This window comes from Collimonas pratensis (assembly GCF_001584185.1).
In the GTDB taxonomy this organism is placed as follows: Bacteria; Pseudomonadota; Gammaproteobacteria; order Burkholderiales; family Burkholderiaceae_D; genus Collimonas; species Collimonas pratensis.
Genome location: NZ_CP013234.1, coordinates 1590077 through 1607599 on the forward strand (window position 1 = coordinate 1590077; position 17523 = coordinate 1607599).

The window sequence follows — 17523 nt, forward strand, 5'->3', positions numbered from 1 at the left end:
ATGGCGATGTCACTCGGCTCTCCCGATGGGGATGAAGACGAAGTGATCGGCACGATCAACACGACGCCGCTGGTCGACGTCATGCTGGTCTTGCTGATCATCTTCCTGATCACGATCCCGGTGGTGACACACACGATTCCAGTGAAGCTGCCGAACGAATTCGACGAACCTTATAAAACCAAGCCAGAAAACATCAACCTGGCGGTGAATAAGCAAGGCGACATGTTCTGGAACGAGCAACTGGTGCCGAATACGACGACTTTGCTGGCCAAGCTGAAGGAAGTGGCGGTAGAAGTGCCACAACCGGAACTGCATATCCGCGGCGACCAGCAAACCAAGTATGAATACATCGGCAAGGTGATCCTGACTGCGCAGCGGGCAGGGATTGCCAAGATCGGGTTCATTACCGAACCGCCTGCGCGTAACTAGCAAGCAGTCTAGCTGCATCGTCTAGGCGACCTCGTCATCCCCGCGAACGCGGGGATCCAGTTTTCGCAGCATGTTGCAACATGGATTCCCGCGTTCGCGGGAATGACGGGGTCGCCGAGACCGGGGCGCATAGCTGGGTCGCCTAGAGACTGGGGACATAGAAGAGGAGTAGTTTATGGGTATGAATGTAGGTTCTTCGGGCGGCAACGCCAATGATCCGGAACCGATGATGGAAATGAACATGACGCCGCTGATCGACGTCATGCTGGTGCTGATCATCATGCTGATCATCACGATTCCGATCCAGAATCATGCGATCAAGCTGAACATGCCGACCGGTAATCCGCCGCCGCCGCTGGCTCTGCCAGTGGTCGATACGGTGGACATCGATCCGACAGGCACAGTGATGTGGAACGGTACGCCGATGGCGAGCCGGGCCGAACTGGAAGATCGCCTGAAGACGGTGGTCGCCGGCGGCAACATCGATGAAGTGCATCTGCGGCCGAACAAGGCGGTGGAGTACAAGTCGGTGGCGGCCGTGATGGCGTCGGCGCAGCGTTTGGGCGTCACCAAGATCGGCATCGTCGGCAATGAGCAGTTCATGGAGTAGCAGATAGTATTTTTTTAATCAGAAAACACCGGCCGCAAGTGGTTTTTTGGCTTATTTTTTAATACCACTTAAAGGCCGGTTGACAGCCGCTTTCTGTCCCCATAAAGTGAATCCAGTTTGTTTCCGCGAATAAAAACAATGCCACTGGCAGATGAAAGCGATGGATGCAACAACATGATTGAATACCTGATAGGCGTCGATGGCGGTGGCACCGGCACCCGTGTGCGCCTGGCGCGCAACACCGGCGACCATGCCGAGAGTGCGCTGCTGGCGACCGGCAGCGGCGGTCCATCCGGGCTAATGCATGGCGTTGAAGCCGCTTGGTCGGCGGTGCTGGAGGCGCTGCAAGCGGCATTCGCCACTGCCGGGCTGGTGCGGCCGGCGCTCGACAAGATGGCCATCGGCCTCGGCCTGGCCGGCGTCAACAACAAGCAATGGGCGGCCGAATTCTCGGCCAGTAATCCAGGCTTCCGTGACACCGCGATCGAAACCGATGCCTTCACCACATTGCTAGGTGCGCACCAGGGCCAGCCCGGCGTGATCATCGCCATCGGCACCGGCAGCGTCGGCGAAGTGCTGACTGCCGGCGGCAAGCGGCGCGAGGTTGGCGGCTGGGGCTTTCCCGCCAGCGATGAAGCCGGCGGCGCCTGGCTTGGCATGCGCGCCATTACCCACGCCCAGCACGTGCTGGACGGGCGCGCCCCCGGCAGCGACTTTGCCAGTGCACTGATCCATTTCTGCGACCGCAGCAACCAGGTCCGCGGCGCGCACTTTGACAGTCATCACGACAGCATGTTCGCCTGGCTGGCCAACGCCAGCCAGACCAGTTATGCGCAGCTGGCGCCGCTGGTGATCCAGCACGCCGCCAGCGATGCCGCGGCAGGCCAGTTGATGCGGGCCGCAGGCGAGGAAGTAGCGCGCATCGCCGCCGCCCTCGATCCGGATGGAGAGTTACCGATTGCACTATGCGGCGGCCTTGCCGCGCATATCCAGCCGTACCTGCCGGAGCCATTGCTGGCGCTGGTAGTCAAGCCGCACGCTGATGCAGCAGCGGGTGCCTTACGCTTAATCGACCAAAGATTAAAAGGGAAGCAAACATGCTAGCTCAGATAGAAAAACTCAAACCGGACGGCGCCAGCGACACGCCTTTGTATCTGCAACTGGTCAACCGCCTGTCGGAGCAGATCAACGGCGGTGTCTGGCAGCCGGATGAAGCGCTGCCTTCCGAGCGCATCCTGGCGGAATCGCTGGAAATTTCACGGGTGACGGCGCGCAAAGCGATCGATGTCTTGTGCGAACGCGGCATGCTGATCAGGAAGCGCGGTTCCGGCACCTACATCACGCCTAAGCTGGAACAGCCTTTGTCGCGCCTCACCAACTTCAGCGAAGAATTGCGGCAGCGCGGCTTCCGGCCAGGTTCGCAATGGCTGTTGCGTGAAACCGGCATTGCCGTCGCCGAGGAAATCCTGGCGCTGGGCCTGTCGCCGAATACCGTGGTGTCGCGCCTCAAGCGCCTGCGTACTGCCGACGATGTGGTGATGGCGATTGAAACCACCACCATCCCAGCCTTGTACCTGCCGGATCCGAAAGCCGTCACCGATTCGCTGTATGTGCACCTGGAGACGCTCGGCGTGGCGCCGGTGCGCGCCCTGCAGCATATCCGCGCCATCAACGCCAGCGCCGACCAGGCCAAGCTGGCCGACATCAAGACCGGCGCCGCCATGCTGCATATCACGCGGGTCGGCTATCTGGAAAACGGCGCGGCGATCGAGCTGTCGCATTCCTATTGCCGGAGCGATTACTACGACTTCGTTGCGGAGTTGCGGCGATGACCGATGGCCGCCACGCAGGCGGCGCATCTGGCCATGGCGGCGTGACGCTGAGAGGCAATATCCTGACGCCGCAAGGCTGGGTCAGCGGCAGCCTGCATTTCGATGGCCGCATCACGGCGATTGACGGCGCGGCGGTCGACCCCGCCGACAATCTTGACCCATACATTCTGCCCGGCTTCATCGATCTGCATGTGCACGGCGGCGGCGGCAAGGACATCATGGATGGCGGCGACGCTGTCGATGTCATCGCCGCCATCCACGCACGGCACGGCACCACCAGCATGCTGGCCACGACCATGACCTCGCCGCTCAGCGACCTGGAGCAGGCGCTGGAAGCCTGCGGCCATGCTTGCCGCGAACGCCGTCCGGGCACCGCGCGGGTGCTGGGCGTGCATCTGGAAGGGCCGTACATCAATCCGGGCAAGCTCGGCGCCCAGCCCGATTTTGCGCAGCCGGCGACCTTGCAGGAAGTGACACGGCTGAGCGCGCTGGCGCCGGTCAAGCTGATTACGGTAGCGCCTGAAATCGCCGGCCACCTGGAAGTGGTGCGCATGCTCAGCGATTCCGGCATGCGGGTGCAGATCGGCCATACCCTGGGCAGTTACGAAGACGGCGTGCAGGCACTGGCGCACGGCGCTTCCGGTTTCACCCATCTGTTCAACGCCATGACCGGCTTCCAGGCGCGCGCGCCGGGCATGGTCGGCGCCGCACTGGCGCATGCGCGCTACTCGGAACTGATTCCCGACCTGCTGCACGTGCATCCGGGCGCGATCAAAGCGGCTTTGCGTTCGATTCCGCGCCTGTACTGCGTGACCGATTCGACCGCCGCCACCGGCATGCCGGACGGCGACTACATGCTGGGACGCCAGCAAGTACATAAATGCATGGGCGGCGTCAGGCTGGCCGACGGCACCCTGGCCGGCAGCACGCTGACCATGGACCAGGCGCTGCGCAACCTGGTCGGCCTCGGCCTCGACCTGGCCGACGCCTCGCGCCGGGTCTCGACCTACGCCGCGGATCATCTCGGCCTGGCGGAACGCGGCCGCCTGGCCAGCGGTTGTCATGCCGATCTGGTGGTGCTGGACCGGAAACTTAATTTAACCAAGGTATATGTAGAGGGAGAGCAGATTGGTCTCACAGATGTTTAGTTCGCTGATGTTGCAAGAAGCGTGTTCGGCCTCCGAGCACGTGGCATTACAGTTGACGCGCGATGGCGACAGCTACGCCGCACTGGCCGCCCGCCTGCGCCAGGCGCAACCGGCCGGCGTGCTGACGGTGGCGCGCGGCAGTTCCGACCATGCCGCCAATTACTGCGCTTACCTGATCATGGCGCGCCTTGGCCGCATTGTCGCTTCGCTACCGATGTCGCTGGTGACGCTGTACAAATCGCCGCTGCTGACGCGCGATGCACTGGCGATTGCCGTGTCGCAGTCCGGCCAGAGTCCGGACGTGATCGAACCGATTCGCTATTTCCGCGAAGGCGGCGCCACTACGGTGGCGTTGGTGAACGATGCGGCATCGCCGCTGGCCGCCAGCGCCGAATGGACGCTGCCGCTGCATGCCGGCCCAGAGCTGAGCGTGGCGGCCACCAAGAGTTTCATCGCCAGCCTGGTGGCGGCGGCACGGCTGGTAGGACATTGGCAGGGCGACGCCGAGTTCCTGGCGCAGATCGAAGCCTTGCCAGAAGCCTTGCAAAAGGCCACCGAAGTCGACTGGTCGGCAGCGATCGATGTGCTGGCGCCGGCTTCCCGCATCATGGTGGTCGGCCGCGGCGCCAGCTTCCCGGTGGCGCTGGAAGCGGCGCTGAAGTTCAAGGAAACCTCGGTGCTGCAAGCCGAAGCGTTCAGCGGCGCCGAGATCAAACATGGCCCGATGGCCTTGATCGACGACGGCTATCCTTTGCTGATCTTCGCCACGCGTGGACCGACCCAGGCCAGCCTGCTCAAGCTGGCGGAAGAAATGCGCGGCCGCGGCGCGCGCGTGCTGCTGGCGGCGCCGGCCGATATCAACGAACGCGACCTGACCTTACCGCTGGGGCCGACGCCGGACCTGGATCCGATCGCTGCGATCCAGGCCTTCTATGTGATGGCGGCCAAGCTGTCGATCGCGCGCGGCCTGGATCCGGACCGTCCGCGCCATCTGAGCAAGGTCACCAAGACTTCGTAGGGTGGGCAAGCGAGCTTGCCCACGCGTGACGGCAGGTCCACAGGTCACGCGTGGGCACAAAAGCGCGCCCACCCCTACGTCGTCGGCGGATGTAAATAACAAATGCGCGCCGCGCTGGATATCATGGCGGCGCAATGGAGAAGCAAGATGAATGACACAGCCAGCAAGCCCGGCCGCAGCGCGCGTGAAAGCGCCGGGCAACTGATCATGATCCGTTTTCCGGGCACCGTGCTGGATGACGACACCGCGCAGTTCTTGCGCGACAATCATATCCGCGCAGTCTGCCTGTTCCGCCAGAACATGGTCGACGCCGCGCAGCTGAGCAAGCTGACCGCTGACCTGCGCGCCGTGATGGGTCCGCATGCGCTGATCGGCATCGACCAGGAAGGCGGCGCAGTGGTGCGCGCGACCTGGCTGCCGGCGCCGCCGGCGGCGATGTCGCTGGGCGCCAGCAATGACCTGGGGCTGGCCTGCGCAGTCGGGGCTGCGGTGGCGCGCGGCATCCGTTCGCTCGGCTTCAACTGGAATTTCGCACCGGTGCTGGACCTCAACAATAATCCCGCCAACCCGGTGATCGGCGAGCGTTCCTTCGGTTCCGATCCGCAGCGCGCCACCGAACTGGCGCTGGCCTGGATGGAAGGCAGCTTGGCGGAAGGCGTGGCTTGCTGCGTCAAACACTTTCCCGGCCACGGCGACACCCACGTCGATTCGCACCGCGACCTGCCCACCGTCGACAAGCCGCGCGACGCGCTGGATGCGCTGGAGCTGGCGCCGTTCAAGGCAGCGCAGCGGGCGCCGGCCATGATGAGCGCGCACATCGTCTATCCGGCGCTGGATGTCGAGCATCCGGCCACCTTATCGCGCAAGATCCTGACCGATCTGCTGCGCACCGAATGGGATTATCGCGGCGTCATCATCACCGACGGCATGGACATGCACGCCATCGCCGGCCGCTACGGCGTCGGCAATGCCGCGGTCCAGGCCCTGGCGGCCGGCGCCGACATGGTCATGGCGCTCGGCAACCGCAACACCCAGGAAGAAACGCTGGCGGCCTTGACGGCGGCGCTGTCCGCAGCCGAGGAGGGCAGCCATCTTGACCACGCCGGCATAACTGCCCGCCTGGCCCGTCTCGATGCCCTGGCGACGGCCTATCCGTGCGCCGCTGATCGCTATCTGACCGAAGCCGAGGACCAGAGCCTGATGGCGGCCGCCTGGCGCCGCGGCCTGACCGTGAGCGGCAATCCGCAGCCGCTGGCGGACGGCGCCAAGGTGCGCCTGCTGGCCTGCGCCAATGCCGCCGGCGACGGCGTTTCCGAAGCCGGCTTGCCGGCCAGCGCGGTGGCTGCCATGCTGGCGCGCCGCTACGATCTCGAGTTGGTGACTTTTGACGATGCTGAAAGTTTCGACTGGAGCACGCTGCCGGCCGACGGCCGCACCGTGATCCTGGCTTCCACCACGCGCGCGCGCTACGGCGCCCGGGCGCGCCAGAGCTGGCGTCCCGATCTACACCTGGCGCTGTGGAATCCGTTCCAGACCCTGGACATCGCCGCGCCGGCGCTGATCAGCTACGGCTTCGCCGATCCCGCGCTGGACGCCGTGGCCGACTGGCTGGCGGGAACCCAGGCCGCGGAAGGCCGGATTCCGCTGGCGTCCGTGGCTAGTATGGTGTTTCGCACATAATGAAACTTCATAAACGGCATCTTTTCGCGCCATGCGTCGTTGCATATCCTCGCGATAGCCGACTATCGCTCCGGTATGCGCCTAGCCTGGCACAAAAATACACCATTTCTGAAGCTCCATTACGTACGAAACACCACACTAGCGATCCTCAATAAATCTCAGGAACCAGAATGGCCTACCAGCTCGATAATCCGGAAGCGATCATCTTACCCACGGCGGCGGTCGACATGCGCATCGAAGAAAAGAAAGAGCACCATCCGGCACTCTGGGTGCCGACCTTGTACTTCGCCGAGGGCTTGCCGTATTTCGTGGTGGCGACCATCGCCGGCCTGATGTACAAGAGCATGGGCATGGGCAACGACCAGATCGCGCTGTGGACCGGCATGCTGGGTTTTGTTTGGGTCTTCAAGCCGCTCTGGAGTCCGTTCCTGGAAGCGGCGCGCAGCAAGAAGGCGATTGTCTTGCTGTTCCAGTTCTTCGGCGGCGCCAGCCTCGGGCTGGTGGCGTTGGCGCTGCACTTGCCGAATTACTTCGCGGTGAGCATTGCCTTGCTGGGGCTGGTGGCGATCTCTTCCGCCACCCACGACATTGCGGCCGACGGCCTGTACATCGCCAGCCTCAGTTCGACCCAGCAAGCCACCTATGCCGGCTGGCAGGGCGGCTTCTACAACGTGGCGCGTTTTTTCTCGCTGGGCGGGCTGGTGGTGCTGGCCGGCTATTTCGAGAAGCGCATGCCGGTGGCGCAAGCCTGGAGCCTGATCTTCGGCATGCTGGGAGTGAGCATGCTGCTGTTGGCGATCTATCATCTGTGGGCCTTGCCGGCGGGGCGCAATCTGCCGCGTCCGGCCGGCGGCAAAGGTGTTATGCGGGGCGTGTGGTTGACCCTGCGCGAAGTGATCATCGATTTCTTCCAGAAACCGGGCATCTGGCTGGCGATCCTGTTCATCATCCTGTTCCGCGCCGGCGAAGGCCAGATCACCACCATCGGTCCGCTGTTCCTGCGCGCGGCGCGGGCGGAGGGTGGCCTCGGGCTGGCCACGGCGGAAGTCGGCGCCGTGTACGGCACGCTGGCGACCGTGGCCTTTATCGGCGGCAGCCTGCTGGGCGGCTATTTCACAGCCTGGCGCGGCTTGAAGCGCAGCATGTTTTTCCTGATCCTGGCGATGAACCTGCCTAACCTGGCTTACTTTTTCCTTAGCACTGCCATGCCCACCAGTCTCAGCGTAATCGGCGCGGCCCTGAGCCTGGAAATGTTCGGCTACGGCTTCGGCTTCATCGGCCTGATCCTGTTCATCATGCAGGAAGTCGCGGTCGGCAAGTATCAGATGGCGCACTATGCGTTGGGCACCGGCATCATGCAGCTGGGCTATGTGCTGTTCAAGATCGTCAGCGGCTCGGTACAGGCCGCCCTCGGCTATCAGCATTTTTTCCTGTGGGTGCTGGTGTCGGCGATTCCGGTGCTGCTGCTGTCGCGCATCGTGCCGATCGGGCGCCATGAAAAGACTGCCGCCGATGCGGCTCAGGCGGCGGCTTAGCGATGAAACATGTTCAACGCGGTTTGCTGGCGCTGCTTGCCGTGCTGGCGGCTCACAGCGCCATGGCCGCTGGAGACGCCATGTTCTTTGACGATTTCCATTATGCCGACACCGCCGCGCTGGTGGCTGGCGGCTGGAAGGTCCGCGACCAGCAAGGCCATCCCGGCATAGAGCACGGACAATGGGGGCCGGACACCGTCAGCCTGGTGGATGATCCGCAAAGCAACGGCCAGCGGCTGTTGCGCCTCAACGCCAGCACCGACGGCACAGCCGCAGGCACGTTCCAGGCTCAGCTGTGCCATCAGCGTAAATATTTCGAAGGCACTTACGCTGCCCGCATACGTTTCAGCGATACCCCGGTGAGCGGGCCGGGCGGCGACCTGGTGGTCGAATCCTTTTACACCTCCAGTCCGCTCAAGCACGATTTCGATCCGCAGTACAGCGAACTGGACTGGGAATACCTGCCCAACGGCGGCTGGGGCAATCCGCACAGCCGCCTGTACAGCGTGTCCTGGCAAACGGTGCAGATGGAGCCCTGGAATGCGTTCAACCAGGTGCATGAAGAACAGCGTGCCCTGGGCGGCTGGCATACCGTGCTGATGCAGGTTGGCGGCGGCAAGATCCGCTACTTCCTGGATGGCGTGCAGCTGGATGAACACGGTGGCCGCAATTACCCGGCGCAGCCGATGTCGATCAATTTCAATTTATGGTTTTCCCCCAGCGGCGTGCTGCCCGACACCAAGGCGCAGCGACGCTACCAGCAAGACCTGGCCTGGGTCATCCATGCCAAAGACCAGCTGCTGTCGCCGGCGCAGGTCGATGCGGCAGTCAGCACTTACCGCCGCGCCGGTGTGCACCATGTGGATACGGTCGCGGCCATGACGCCGCCGTTGCCGTCCAACTGCGATTTTTAAAGCAAGCGAGATCAACAAGAAAGAGACATGATGAAACTGATGCGCTTATCGATGCTGCTGGCAGCGTTGTTGCCTGCGGTGGCCATGGCAGCGCCCTACAAGGTCGTTGCCTACTATCTGCCGTCGCAGCAGCGCCAGTATTCGGCGGCGGATATCGACGCCAGCAAGATGACCCACCTGAATTATGCATTCGCGCTGATCAAGGATGGCGAGATCGCTCCCGACCAGTCCTCCGGCACTGACCAGAGCGCGCGCGATTACATCGTGCTGCGCGGCCTCAAAAGCCGTGCCCCCAAGCTGAAGACCCTGATCTCGGTGGGCGGCTGGGCCGGCTCCAAAGAGTTTTCGGATGTGGCGTTGACGCCGCAGTCGCGCCGCAAATTCGCCGACAGCGTCGTCGCCTTCCTGCGCAACAACGGTTTCGACGGCGTCGACATCGATTGGGAATTCCCGGTGGCCGGTGGCGACGCCGCCAACATCATGCGGCCGGAGGACAAGCAGAACTACACGCTGCTGCTGCAAGCGCTGCGCGAGCGCCTCGACAGCGCCGGCAAGCAGGAACACCGCAGCTACCTGCTGACTGCGGCGATCGGTAATAACCAGGGATTTTTCCAGAACACCGAAATGGCCAAGGTCGCTGCGATCCTCGACTGGGTCAACATCATGACCTACGATTTCAGCGGCTCATGGAGCAAGTTCGCCGGCCATGTGGCGCCTCTGTACAACGACCCGGTGCTGGCGCGGCCCGACGCCAACCCCAAGTTCAATGTCAGCAGCACGGTCGAGATGGCCCTGCAGGCCGGCATCCCGGCGCGCAAGCTGGTGCTGGGCATGCCGTTCTACGGCTACAGCTGGAAACAATGCGCTCCGCAACAGCACGGCCAGCATCAGGACTGCAACGGCAAGGGCCGCGGCGGCGTCGAGCCGGGCGAACTGGATTTCGCCGACATCAGCGCTACACTGGTCAATCGCAACGGTTTCACCCGCTATTGGAACGATGCGGCCAAAGTGCCATATCTGTTCAATCCGGACACCGGCGAATTTGTCAGCTACGACGACGTCGAGTCGCTGGATTATAAAATCAGATACCTGAAGCAGATGGGGCTGGGCGGCGCGATGTTCTGGCAATTGTCTGCCGATCGCAATGCAGTCTTGCTGGACAAGGTCGCGGCCGAATTGCTGCCGTCGAAATGAACTTTCTTGCCCGTCCGGGCAAGTTCTTCCTGCTGTTTACTCCAGATGCCAGCCGCGCGCGTACAGGCAGGACTTCACCATGTCGTCACGCTCGCGGTTGTTGATATCGTATTGCGAGTAGCTGGGCGGGGTATACATGCCAGGGTAGGTGGTGCACCTGGTGTCGCCATTGTCGGTTTTCCTGCAATAGGTATTGCCTGGCGTTTGCATGCCAGGGTTGAACTGGTTCACCACCACGATCGGATAGATGCGCATGGCTTCCTGCTTGCAGGCGAATTCGTCGGGGTAAAGTTCGGTGACGGGCTTGCTCGGGTGGACCCAGGTAGAGGCGCAACCCGACAATACGGCGCCGGCGAGAATAGCGATTGCTGGGAGTAAAACTTTATGCATGGCGGCTCTGGAACGAAGGGGAAACGGTGTTTGTTGAGCAAATAATAACACCCGCTTTGCGCCAGACAAAACAAAGCCGGCTCCGAAGAGCCGGCTTTTGCTTCATGCCGCGTGCCTTACATTACAGTCCCAGGCGCGAGATGAAGGCGTTGGTAAAGCCCAGGGTGCCCGCAGTGCCATAGGTATTGCAGGTCGGCGAAGCCGAACCCGGGGCGCAATCGCGGTCGCGGTCGAAGGACCAGTAATGGATACCGGCCAGGCCGTTCTGCTGCGCAAAGTTGACCAGCGTTGCGACATCGGCGATGGAGAAGGTTTCATTGGCCGAATCGTTACCGCCTATCATAGGCGTCACTTCAATCTGCTTGTACGGCACGCCGTTCTGGTTATGCAGATTGATGGCCGATTGCACCGCTGACGCTCCCATGTCGCAGCCGCCGCTGCTGTTGAGCATGCAGTTGCCGCCGGCCGGGCTGCCGTAGTCCATTGCCATCAGGTTGATGGTGTAGTTGGTCAGGCCGTAAGCCTGGATCGACTGCATCACTTGCACGCCATAGTAGCCGAGGCTAGGCGAAACATTGCCGCCCAGCGTCGCCACCGTGAAACTGAAGCGCAGGTTGGGGTAAGCGGCTTGTGCGTTTTTCACGCGCAGCACCAGGTTGTTGATATCTGCCGTGGTCTGGCCGGCTTCGATATCGAAATCGATGCCGACCAGGTTGGCCGAATAGTAGGTCTGGATGAATTTCTTGAAGTCAGCATCGTTGGTGCAAGTGAAGGAACCTGCCGCGCCGCCGGTGGAAACGATGTACTTCTTGCCGGCGTTGACGAAGGCTTGCACATTGGCTGCCGCGAAGGCCGATGCCGAGACGCCGCCCCAGTTTTCGCTACCGCAGGCGCCGGTCGCAAAGGCCCAGGTCAGGGTAGTGAGCTTGGCTGGCATGGCGCTCAGCACGGTTTGCGCGCTGCCGTTGACGGCGGTGCTCATGGCATAGGTATTCCAGTTCAGGTTGATGTTGCCATCTTTGTACGGACTGAAAACGAAGCCGGCCGGTGTGGTGCCGCCGCCTGGAGGAGGAGGCGGTGGTGGTGGCGGCGGAGGCGGTGGGGTAATGACGCCGCCGCAGTTGTCGACGATGGTCCATGGCTGGCCGGTGCCCGAGCCGCCGTTGTTGGTCGAAGGGTTGTTCCCTTGGGTCCACCAGTTGGCTTTGTAGTTGACGCCGTTGTAGCTGACGGTCGCGCCGCCGGTGTACGCCACGCTGGCGTCCCACGCAGCATAGCAGGCAACCGTGGTGGCGGCTTGCGCGCTGGCTGCCAGCAAGGGGCTGGCCTCGGCGCTGCCGGTCACGATGGCGCTGCATGCCAGGCTAAGCACGAGGCCCTGTATGAGTTTCAGTTTCAATTTTCTCTCCTGAGAAGGTTGATCGGGCAGTGTGGAAGAGCAACTGCCGAAAAGCATGTCCAGACTTGTTATGCGATGTGAACCAAAACCGACGCTGTAGCAACTGCCGCCGTCCTGCACCTTGTCTTGCGCGTATTGCAGGCAATGGGCAAGGTCTTATTCGTCTTCGATATTTCCATATGGAAATATCGAATTAAGGGCACTGTAAGAGCCTCAAAAGTGGTTGTCAACATGTATCTAACTGGTATTACTTTGATCTATTTGTGGTCTCATTTTGGTGCGTTCATTGTGGTGTTAACATATTGTTTATATTGATTTTTATGAGAAATGCGGGAGTAATTTTTTGAGAAGTGGACTGGTCGTATCTTTTCGATTCAAGATCGAAAACAGCACTTTTTCAGCTATGGCGCAGGCAAAAAAAGCTTGCCGCAGCGCAGCATGTTTTGCCCCGAGAAACGGCATCTGATGTCGTTGCCGAGCGCGCAGCCATTGCTGCTTTTTGGAGGAGCAGGGCGGCAGCAAGTATAATTCTTGCCTTTTTCATTATTTCCCGGCCTGCCGCGGGAAAGCACGCTATCGCTGGCCGCCGCTCAAGCACTTGCTGGAGGCGGCCAAGTGCTTATCAAAGGAAGTTGTCGCATGAGTTTATTTCGCACCAAAGACCTGGATCAGATGATTCGTTCCAGCCGCACCGATACCGGCCTACAGCGTACGCTGGGGGCCATGGACCTGACCTTGCTAGGAGTCGGTGCGATCGTCGGCACCGGGATTTTCGTCTTGACCGGGACCGGCGCCTTGCTGGCGGGGCCGGGCTTGTCGCTGTCCTTTATTCTGGCCGCTATCGCCTGCGGTTTCGCCGCGCTGTGCTATGCCGAATTCTCGTCCACGGTGCCGGTCTCCGGTTCGATCTATACCTACAGCTATGCCACCATGGGTGAAATCGTGGCCTGGATCATCGGCTGGGACCTGATGCTGGAATACGGCTTGGCGACCTCGGCTGTGTCGGTGGGCTGGTCGGGTTATATGCAATCCTTGCTGTCGGGCTTTGGCATCGGCTTGCCGACCGTGCTGACGGCGGCGCCGGGCGCTGTCCCTGGCGTCACCACCTGGTTCAACCTGCCGGCGTTCTGCATCCTGCTGCTGATCAGCGGCTTGCTGTCGCTGGGCGTGCGCGAATCGGCGCGCGCCAACAACATCATGGTGTTCATCAAGATCGCGGTGGTGCTGCTGTTCATCGTGGTCGGCGTCGGCCACGTGCAGCCGGCCAACTGGCAGCCGTACCTGCCGTTTGGCTATAACGGCGTGTTCAACGCTGCGGCGATCGTGTTCTTTGCTTTCATCGGTTTCGATGCGGTGACTTCGGCGGCCGAGGAGGTCAAGCAGCCGGCGCGCGATTTGCCGATCGGGATCATCGCTTCGCTGGGGATCTGCGCCTTGCTGTATGTGGTGGTGGCGGCGGTGATGACGGGCATCGTGCCGTTCCAGAAGTTTGCGGGGGTCGATCATCCGGTGTCGCTGGCGTTGCAGTATGCGGGGGAGAACTGGGTGGCGGGGTTTGTCGACCTGGGGGCGATCATTGGCATGACGACGGTGATCCTGGTGATGACTTACGGGCAGACGCGGATTCTGTTTGCGATGTCGCGCGATGGTTTGCTGCCGAAGAAGCTGTCCAGCATTCATCCGCGGTTTGCGACGCCTTTCTTTACTACCTGGCTGGTGGGTGTGGTGTTTGCGTTCATTGCTGCGCTGATTCCTTTGAATATCTTGGCTGAGCTGATCAATATCGGGACTTTGATGGCGTTTTCCTTGATCGCGGTGGCGGTGCTGGTGTTGCGGCGGACGCGGCCGGATTTGCCGCGGGCGTTCCGTTGCCCGGGGTGCCGTTCGTGCCGTTGGCGGCGATCGGGTTTTGCGTGTTCTTGATGTTTCATCTGCAGGCGGTGACCTGGATTGCGTTCTTGTGCTGGCTGGCGATCGGTTTCGTGATCTATTTTGGCTACGCCCGCAAGCGCTCGTTGCTTCATCCCACGCCGTAGTCCAATAGGAGGCCGCGGTCACTGATGTATCGCCGGCAGAGTCAAATGGGGTCGGAGTTTTTTTTCGCGGGGTTTGCGAAAATTACTCTGACCCCATTTGACGTTCCACGGAGTACGTGCGGTGGCATTCGCTTTGCGGTTGTCGTTACTTAAAACGTTTGCTACTCCGTGGGAGCTAGCCGGGAGCGGCCCGGCTGCCGCTTACTTTCTTTTGCTTCGCCAAAAGAAAGTAAGCAAAGAAAAGGCGACCGCACAGCCGTTGCCCTCCCTTCGGTCGGGTTCCCAAATGACGCGGGCGCCAGTCGGATGGGACACAAACTCGCTTCGCTCAAACATGTGTCCCATAATTCCCGACTGGCGCCCGCGTCATTTGGCAACGTCAGCATGCGGGGTACGTCAAAAGCAACCGCAACCGCAACCGCAACCGCAACCGCAACCGCAACCGCAACCGCAACCGCAACCGCAACATTAACCCCAACACCAAAAGAAAAAAGCCACCGGCAGTTCGCAATTTTCTGCGAACCACCAGCGGCTTTTTGTTTGCTGCCTGGCCTTACGGTTTTGCTGCTAGGGCGGTGGTTGCCTTTGCTTTTACTTCGTCGCGCGCCATTACCACGCTCAGCTTGCTTGGGTCTATGTGCTTGCGGAAGGCGTCGTTGACCTGCTCTATCGTCAGGGCGCTGATCTTGTCTTCGATCTGTTTGCTCCAGACGAAAGTGCGGTCCAGGTCCAGGTATCTGGTCCAGCCGGCGCTGAGGGCGCTGTCTTGGGAACGGGCGCGCTGGTTTTCCTGCAGGATGCCGGATTTGGCACGTGCCAGTTCGTCGGCGCTGAAGCCTTCTTTCAGTACGCGCGCCAGCTCTTCCTTGACTGCCAGGTCGACTTTCTCCAGGTTTTGCGGAGCAGCGATGGCTTGTACCGAGAAGCGGGCGGCGCGGCTGATGGCGCTGATGTCTACCGAGGAACCGATGCCGTAGGACAGGCCTTCCTTCTGCCGCACGCGGTCCATCAGGCGCGATTTCAGACTGCCGCCGCCGAACAGGTAGTTGGCTACCATCATGGCCGGATAATCGGCGTCGTCGTCGCGCATGTCGAGGTTCTGGCGCGCCACGTAGAAGCCGTTTTCCTTGTCCGGCGAGTTGAGCACTTTCTGCATCGGCGCCACATCGAAGTTATGGCGGATCAGGCGCTGGTAGGGCGCGGCGCTTTTCCAGCCGCCGAACTCGTCCTGCACCACTTTAGTTACCGCGGCGACGTCGAAATCGCCGACGATCGCCAGCTCGCCTTGCGAGGCGCCGTAGAAGTCATGATGGAAAGCCGTGACGTCGGCCAGCTTAGCCGCCTGGATGCTGGCGATCTGCTGGGCAGTCGATTGCGCTGCCAGCCAATGGCCTTGCGGATACAGGTTGAAATGCTCTGCGATGGCTTCCGCTGCCAGCGTGTTCGGCTCGTTGCGCGCAGCTTCCAGTCCGACCAGGGCTTCCTTGCGCAGGCGTTCGAATTCAGTCGCATCGAAACGCGGCTGCTTGAGTACGCTGGCGACCAGTTTCAAGGCCGCCGGCAGGTTGGCGCGGGTAGTCTGGAACTGCGTCAGGCCGCCGCTGATCTTGAGTTTGGAAAACTCGTCGGCCAGCTGTTCGCGCGTCAGCGTGGTAGTGCCGCGCATCAGCATCGCGTCGGCCAGCTCGGACGCCGTCTTCTTGCCGAACAGGCTCTTCTCGTCGCCCCATTTCAAATCGAGATTGACCGAGACGGTTTCACCGCGTGTCTTCTTCGGCAGCAGCGCGACTTTCAATCCGCCTATCTGCGAACGTTGGGTACGGGCATCGATATTCGCTTGCGAGGGATCGAATACTTCACCGTCGGCGATAGCTTGCGCTGGCTTGTATTCTTTCAGGACCTCGGCCACGCTGGGGGCGGCCGGGACGTCGGCGCGCAGCGGCTGGTCTTCCGGCAGGAACAGGCCGACCGTGCGGTTATCGCGCCGGAAGTAGTGCTCCGCAGCTGCCGCTACCTGCGCCGAAGTGACCTTGTTGGAGCGGTCGCGGCCGAGGAACAGCAGGCGCCAGTCGCCCAACGCAATCGTGCTGGACATGGCGACGCCGACACGCTGGTGGTCGTTCAACAGCTTTTCAAAGGCGTTGGCGTTGGCCAGCCGTACGCGTTCCATTTCTTCCGCGGTAGGCGGGGTCTTGGCGAACTGCTCGACGCCGTCGATCAGGGCTTGCCGCACCGGTTCGATCGGCTCGCCTTTCTTGACCACGGCGGCGATGATTTCCAGGCCCGGTGCATAGCCGGTCATTTCATAGTTGAACACCGCGGTGGCCTTGCCGGTTTCCACCAGCGACTTGTGCAGGCGGCCGTTCGGCGTGTCCGCCAGGATCGTGCCGGCATACGATAAAGCGTCGGTGTCGGCATGCAGTTCGCTCGGGATCTTGTAGGCGACCGCGACAATCTGCACGTCGCCCTGGCGCCGGATGGTGACGCTGCGCTCGCCGTCCTGGGTCGGTTCCACGGTCCAGAAATCGCGCATCTTGCGGGTCGGCTTAGGCAGCTTGCCGAAAGCCTGGTTGACCCATGCCAGGGTAGTGGCCGGGTCGAATTTGCCGGCGATCAGCAGCACCGCATTGTCGGGCTGGTAGTAGGTGCGGTAGAAAGCCTGCAGGTTTTCTATCTTGACGTTTTCGATATCGCTGCGGTTACCGATGGTCGGCTTGCCGTAGTTGTGCCAGTCATAGGCGACCCCTTGCAGGCGCTTGATCAGCACGCCGAACGGCGAGTTTTCGCCCTGTTCGTACTCGTTGCGGACCACGGTCATTTCACTGTCCAGGTCCTTGCGAGCGATGAAGGAATGCAGCATGCGGTCCGCTTCCATGTTGATCGCCCACTTCAGGTTGTCGTCGCCGGCCTGGAAGATCTCATAGTAGTTGGTGCGGTCGACATTGGTGGTGCCGTTGAACGACATGCCGCGCTGGCTGAAATCCTTGGGAATCGAAGGGTGGTCCGGCGTACCCTTGAACATCAAGTGTTCCAGCAAATGCGCCATGCCGGTTTCGCCGTAGTTCTCGAAACGCGAGCCGACCAGGTAGGTCATGTTGACGGTGACGGTAGGCTTGGAGGCATCGGGGAAAAGCAGGACTTTGAAGCCGTTGGCAAACTGGTATTCGGTGATGCCTTCGGCGGACGGCCCTTGGGTCACGCCGGCCGGCAATGCGGTGGCGGCTTCCGTGATGCCGGTGAAGCCGATGCTGCAGGCCGCGGCCAGCAAGCAGGACAACACCCGGTTTGACCAGGGGCGCTTACGGAATAAATGCATGAGGTTCCGATCTGTAGTGAGG

Annotated in this window: 13 protein-coding genes and 1 pseudogene; 11 read left to right on the forward strand and 3 right to left on the reverse strand. The window is 61.6% G+C overall.

Annotation, left to right across the window (positions count from 1 at the left end; all coding sequences use genetic code 11):
- The 10 genes from CPter91_RS07245 (at position 1) to CPter91_RS07290 (ending at position 10360) form a co-directional block, all read left to right on the forward strand.
- Positions 1–429 carry an ExbD/TolR family protein gene (locus tag CPter91_RS07245; RefSeq protein ID WP_061938337.1) on the forward strand — a complete coding sequence of 143 codons (429 nt, stop codon included), beginning with the start codon at positions 1–3 and terminating at the stop codon, positions 427–429.
- 175 nt (positions 430–604) lie between these two features.
- Positions 605–1039, forward strand: a complete 435-nt coding sequence (locus tag CPter91_RS07250; RefSeq protein ID WP_099047167.1) for an ExbD/TolR family protein — start codon at positions 605–607, stop codon at positions 1037–1039.
- A 174-nt stretch (positions 1040–1213) separates the two neighbouring features.
- A complete protein-coding gene (locus tag CPter91_RS07255; RefSeq protein WP_061945940.1) occupies positions 1214–2143 on the forward strand; it encodes a glucosamine kinase nucleotide-binding domain-containing protein in 930 nt (309 codons plus the stop codon).
- Complete coding sequence (locus CPter91_RS07260; RefSeq protein WP_061938885.1) at positions 2137–2871, forward strand: GntR family transcriptional regulator; 735 nt, start codon at positions 2137–2139, stop codon at positions 2869–2871. The genes CPter91_RS07255 and CPter91_RS07260 overlap by 7 nt, the downstream gene beginning before the upstream one ends.
- On the forward strand, positions 2868–4019 hold the full coding sequence (gene nagA, locus CPter91_RS07265) for an N-acetylglucosamine-6-phosphate deacetylase (protein WP_061938887.1): 1152 nt from the start codon (positions 2868–2870) through the stop codon (positions 4017–4019). Before CPter91_RS07260 ends, nagA begins: the two co-directional genes overlap by 4 nt.
- Positions 4012–5037 carry an SIS domain-containing protein gene (locus CPter91_RS07270; protein ID WP_236905952.1) on the forward strand — a complete coding sequence of 342 codons (1026 nt, stop codon included), beginning with the start codon at positions 4012–4014 and terminating at the stop codon, positions 5035–5037. The genes nagA and CPter91_RS07270 overlap by 8 nt, the downstream gene beginning before the upstream one ends.
- A gap of 147 nt (positions 5038–5184) precedes the next feature.
- Positions 5185–6717, forward strand: coding sequence for a beta-N-acetylhexosaminidase (nagZ, locus tag CPter91_RS07275; RefSeq protein ID WP_061945944.1), 1533 nt, complete (start codon positions 5185–5187; stop codon positions 6715–6717).
- A gap of 170 nt (positions 6718–6887) precedes the next feature.
- Positions 6888–8252, forward strand: a complete 1365-nt coding sequence (locus CPter91_RS07280) for an MFS transporter (protein ID WP_417924844.1) — start codon at positions 6888–6890, stop codon at positions 8250–8252.
- Between the two features lie 2 nt (positions 8253–8254).
- The gene (locus CPter91_RS07285) at positions 8255–9166 is read left to right on the forward strand and encodes a glycoside hydrolase family 16 protein (RefSeq protein WP_061938888.1); all 912 of its coding nucleotides are present in this window, start codon (positions 8255–8257) and stop codon (positions 9164–9166) included.
- A gap of 27 nt (positions 9167–9193) precedes the next feature.
- Positions 9194–10360, forward strand: a complete 1167-nt coding sequence (locus tag CPter91_RS07290; RefSeq protein ID WP_236905953.1) for a glycoside hydrolase family 18 protein — start codon at positions 9194–9196, stop codon at positions 10358–10360.
- 36 nt (positions 10361–10396) lie between these two features.
- Here CPter91_RS07290 and CPter91_RS07295 read toward each other — a convergent pair whose 3' ends face one another.
- Together CPter91_RS07295 and CPter91_RS07300 are read right to left on the reverse strand one after the other, a co-directional pair.
- A complete protein-coding gene (locus CPter91_RS07295) occupies positions 10397–10750 on the reverse strand; it encodes a hypothetical protein (RefSeq protein WP_150119644.1) in 354 nt (117 codons plus the stop codon).
- Between the two features lie 121 nt (positions 10751–10871).
- On the reverse strand, positions 10872–12149 hold the full coding sequence (locus CPter91_RS07300) for a carbohydrate-binding protein (RefSeq protein ID WP_231880071.1): 1278 nt from the start codon (positions 12147–12149) through the stop codon (positions 10872–10874).
- Positions 12150–12788: 639 nt separating this feature from the next.
- Between CPter91_RS07300 and CPter91_RS07305 the strand changes: the two are divergent.
- Positions 12789–14185, forward strand: a pseudogene (locus CPter91_RS07305) (amino acid permease).
- Between the two features lie 553 nt (positions 14186–14738).
- Here CPter91_RS07305 and CPter91_RS07310 read toward each other — a convergent pair.
- Positions 14739–17501 carry a M16 family metallopeptidase gene (locus CPter91_RS07310; RefSeq protein WP_061938894.1) on the reverse strand — a complete coding sequence of 921 codons (2763 nt, stop codon included), beginning with the start codon at positions 17499–17501 and terminating at the stop codon, positions 14739–14741.
- Positions 17502–17523 lie beyond the last annotated feature (22 nt).

What these genes read in the sequence shown, in the direction of transcription:
- CPter91_RS07290 (WP_236905953.1), top strand. Translation starts at nt 9,194, where the DNA reads ATGATGAAACTGATGCGCTTATCGATGCTGCTGGCAGCGTTGTTGCCT.
- CPter91_RS07260 (WP_061938885.1), top strand. Translation starts at nt 2,137, where the DNA reads ATGCTAGCTCAGATAGAAAAACTCAAACCGGACGGCGCCAGCGACACG.
- CPter91_RS07250 (WP_099047167.1), top strand. Translation starts at nt 605, where the DNA reads ATGGGTATGAATGTAGGTTCTTCGGGCGGCAACGCCAATGATCCGGAA.
- CPter91_RS07295 (WP_150119644.1), bottom strand. Translation starts at nt 10,750, where the DNA reads ATGCATAAAGTTTTACTCCCAGCAATCGCTATTCTCGCCGGCGCCGTA.
- CPter91_RS07270 (WP_236905952.1), top strand. Translation starts at nt 4,012, where the DNA reads ATGTTTAGTTCGCTGATGTTGCAAGAAGCGTGTTCGGCCTCCGAGCAC.
- nagZ (WP_061945944.1), top strand. Translation starts at nt 5,185, where the DNA reads ATGAATGACACAGCCAGCAAGCCCGGCCGCAGCGCGCGTGAAAGCGCC.
- CPter91_RS07280 (WP_417924844.1), top strand. Translation starts at nt 6,888, where the DNA reads ATGGCCTACCAGCTCGATAATCCGGAAGCGATCATCTTACCCACGGCG.
- CPter91_RS07255 (WP_061945940.1), top strand. Translation starts at nt 1,214, where the DNA reads ATGATTGAATACCTGATAGGCGTCGATGGCGGTGGCACCGGCACCCGT.
- CPter91_RS07245 (WP_061938337.1), top strand. Translation starts at nt 1, where the DNA reads ATGGCGATGTCACTCGGCTCTCCCGATGGGGATGAAGACGAAGTGATC.
- CPter91_RS07310 (WP_061938894.1), bottom strand. Translation starts at nt 17,501, where the DNA reads ATGCATTTATTCCGTAAGCGCCCCTGGTCAAACCGGGTGTTGTCCTGC.
- nagA (WP_061938887.1), top strand. Translation starts at nt 2,868, where the DNA reads ATGACCGATGGCCGCCACGCAGGCGGCGCATCTGGCCATGGCGGCGTG.
- CPter91_RS07285 (WP_061938888.1), top strand. Translation starts at nt 8,255, where the DNA reads ATGAAACATGTTCAACGCGGTTTGCTGGCGCTGCTTGCCGTGCTGGCG.